Consider the following 3146-nt stretch of genomic DNA (forward strand, 5'->3'; position numbering starts at 1 on the left):
ATTAAATAGCAAAACCAAATGTAAAAGCTAAGGGGCAGTTTTTTTTAATTTTGCGGGGGTTAGAATTTAATTATTTTTTAATTTTAGAGGGGCAAATAATATTTTTAGTTGATTTTTTCATTAAACCTTAATTAGTATAGGTGCGGACATTTGGCTCTTAATAATGATACCCATTACTAAAAAAAGCCTTTTTATATCTTCTTTGTATATGGTTATTGGTTCGTGAATAAGCCTGCCGTCTGGGTAGGTTTCTGTGTTAGAACTGTAAGCCATTACGCAGTTTTTATCTTCTGGGCAGGTTTGTAAACGCTTGGTAATTCTCATCTCATCGGTTTCTATAACATAGTTATTACCCCAAAGGATAGTACGTTTATTAAAAACTTCTTGTATAGCGAGCAAACAGCCGTTGGGATACTCTTTCATACTTTCACCGTAGTGGTAAATAGCCGCTGTTATGTTAGGAAACCAGCCTCCTGCCTCAATATACCCCTCAGGCTCTGAAACGGGCGACATATCTGCCCCTGTTTGAGTGCCACCGATAGTTGAAACTCCATAAACAGGGATTAACTTAGGTTTTAAGTACTTACCAGCAGCTATATCTTGAAGTTCTTTTAATTTCTCAGGAGTTAAAGGAGCTTTTTTATTTTTATTTCCTTCTGATGATGAATTTTTCTTTACATTTGGTTTTTCATCATTTTTTTCATCGTTTGAAATGATGAATTTTTCTTTACTTTTGGTTTGTGGTCGTTTAGGTGGTCTTTTTTGTGGTCAAAGAAAATGCACACATTTTTTTAACATTTGGAATTGTTACACTTTTTTTACGCTTGGTTTTGTAACAAATTATGTAACATTTTTTGTAACGTTTAAAATGTTACTCTTTTTACAACTTTTGGAATTGGAAAACTACTCCTTTACAATGATGTATTTATATAATTTTTCGAGACGTGTGTCGCTTAATTCTTTTAACGAGGTTAAAGGCTTTTTTAAAGCTAATTTTTCAGTAGCAAATAAATATAATTCCTCTTTACTCATTCCTAAATTACCCGCTTTGAAATAGATAGCTGTATATTGTTCCTTACGCCACTCCTCTTTGTTGCCTTGTCGGAGTACTTTTTTTCCTTTGTAGGCGTTTCTTTTGCGTAACCATATTAAAGCCTCCTCGTATTTGTCTTTTGGCAGTAATTTATACGAACTTATTTTAAATTCTTTATAGAAAGTATTGTATTCCTGTTTAAACAACGAGCCTTTATTTTTACCTGTAGAAGCCAACATATCAACAAGTTCCGTTATTTTATTGCGTATTTCCAACGCTTGGGCGTCTGTTATATGCTGGTTGGGGTCGTGCAGAACCTCCGTAACTTGCTTTATTTGCTTGGTTTGGATTATTTGCCCGTTATTTGTACCTACTTGCAGGTTATTATCTCCTATTATATTTTGGTTTATCTCACTCATTTTCTTTTATTTAGTAAGTTTATCAATTAACTTGCTTATCTGTTTTTCTTTCTCTGTTAATTGCTTTTCTTTTTCTATCAGGAGGATTTTTAAGTTTTCTATCTCGGTTTGTAGCTCTTTAATAAATTGATTTTCAGTGTTATTTTTTATTTTACCGTTGTTACTACCTCCCACCTGCACACTATTATCCCCTACAAGGTTTTGATTTACAGAACCCTTACTTTCTGTTTTTAACATAGAACCTTTGCCCGTTAGAAGCCATTCAGGATTTAATTCAGGAATTTCCGATAATATATTTTCGATTGTAGTGGAGTTTAAAGGTGTTTTTTTTGCATTCCCTCTAAAATTCGCAGATGTAACTCCAATTTTTTCAAAAAATTTTTCCTTTGCAATTCCTTTAATTTCAATAACTTGTATTACACGCTCTTTAATCATTGTAAATTTATTTACAAAATATTTGTTTTATCGAAAATATATTTACTATATTTGCACTCGAAATTAAAAAATACAAAGTAATGAAAAAAATACGAGTACACCCAGAAATAAGGCAGGAAATTGCAAAAGAATTTTCGGTAACCCGCCAAACGGTGGATATGAGTTTGAAGTGTGTGTTTAATTCCGATAAGGCAAAAAGCATACGTAAACGAGCCAAAGAGTTACTAATAAAAGAGAGTGAAAAGATTGAATATTAACAAATTAAAACACAAGCGATATGATAGAGTTAGCAACAAATGAACCGACAATGAAAGCAAGAAAAAGAGCGAGTTACACGCCCAGCGTTAAAGATTTTCCGATGTTAAAATACAAAGACTACGGAAATGGAAATATTAAAAAATACGCCGAAATAGAGTTTAATAGTTACTCCAATTTGGCAAATAAAATACATCATATTTTGGAAATAACTAAAATAGCTTTTTTTGAAAATTCATCTCCTGATTTACAGTATATACAATCTGTATCAGAAGTAGTTGAATTTATACAAAGATTACTTCCTTTTGACGAGTTCCAACTACTGGACACCCTCCAAGATATGGCAATCGAAGAAAACGCAAACAATGAATTTCAAAAAATTGTAAACCAATAATTTAAACATATGAAAACACTCATAAAAATTACCGAAACCAATGGACAAAGAGCCGTAAACGCAAGAGAGTTACACCGATTTTTAGGAGTACAAAGTAAATTTGCTGACTGGATAAAAAACCGTATTAATGAATACAAATTTATTGAAAATAAGGATTTTATAACGCTTTCTAAAAATTTAGAAAACGGAGGAAAAATGAAAGAGTACGCTCTTTCCATTGATATGGCAAAGGAGCTTTCGATGATTGAAAAAACCGACAAAGGCAGACAAATACGCCGTTATTTTATAGAGATGGAAGCCAAAGCCCAAAGCAGACAAGCCCCACAACTTCCCGCCTCGCAATTCCAACATACCAACAAAAACGGTATTTCAGAAAAACGTATCGAACTTATTAACACCATACGCAATTACTTAAAATGGGGCGATATGAATAAGGTCGCCAATGAGTTAGGTATAAATGTATCCTATATCAAACGTATAATGATTGACAAAGTGCATAACACCGACCAAGCAGATAAAGTTGTAAAGGCAATGTATCAGAGGGCATTACAAAATAAAAATCAATTGTTATTCAACTATCAGGAAATGATAGATATGTTAAAAAATTAGT

6 protein-coding genes are annotated in these 3146 nt (G+C 32.6%); 3 read left to right on the forward strand and 3 right to left on the reverse strand.

What is annotated here, in order from left to right:
* Positions 1–120: 120 nt before the first annotated feature.
* From OO775_RS09170 to OO775_RS09180, 3 genes are all read right to left on the reverse strand, one after another.
* Positions 121–513, reverse strand: a complete 393-nt coding sequence (locus OO775_RS09170; protein WP_264846783.1) for a hypothetical protein — start codon at positions 511–513, stop codon at positions 121–123.
* A gap of 390 nt (positions 514–903) precedes the next feature.
* Complete coding sequence (locus tag OO775_RS09175) at positions 904–1452, reverse strand: ORF6C domain-containing protein (protein WP_264846784.1); 549 nt, start codon at positions 1450–1452, stop codon at positions 904–906.
* Positions 1453–1458: 6 nt separating this feature from the next.
* On the reverse strand, positions 1459–1887 hold the full coding sequence (locus OO775_RS09180; RefSeq protein WP_264846785.1) for an XRE family transcriptional regulator: 429 nt from the start codon (positions 1885–1887) through the stop codon (positions 1459–1461).
* 80 nt (positions 1888–1967) lie between these two features.
* Here OO775_RS09180 and OO775_RS09185 point away from each other — a divergent pair, with 80 nt between their 5' ends.
* The 3 genes from OO775_RS09185 to OO775_RS09195 are packed head-to-tail and all read left to right on the forward strand — an operon-like array spanning position 1968 to position 3145.
* Positions 1968–2144 (forward strand): hypothetical protein, encoded by a 177-nt coding sequence (locus OO775_RS09185; protein ID WP_203966370.1) that lies wholly within the window; start codon positions 1968–1970, stop codon positions 2142–2144.
* A 20-nt stretch (positions 2145–2164) separates the two neighbouring features.
* Positions 2165–2536 (forward strand): hypothetical protein, encoded by a 372-nt coding sequence (locus OO775_RS09190; protein WP_264846786.1) that lies wholly within the window; start codon positions 2165–2167, stop codon positions 2534–2536.
* A 9-nt stretch (positions 2537–2545) separates the two neighbouring features.
* A complete protein-coding gene (locus OO775_RS09195; protein WP_264846787.1) occupies positions 2546–3145 on the forward strand; it encodes an antA/AntB antirepressor family protein in 600 nt (199 codons plus the stop codon).
* Position 3146: the final 1 nt, after the last annotated feature.

The sequence above is a fragment of the Capnocytophaga catalasegens genome (genome assembly GCF_026005215.1).
Classification (GTDB): Bacteria; Bacteroidota; Bacteroidia; order Flavobacteriales; family Flavobacteriaceae; genus Capnocytophaga; species Capnocytophaga catalasegens.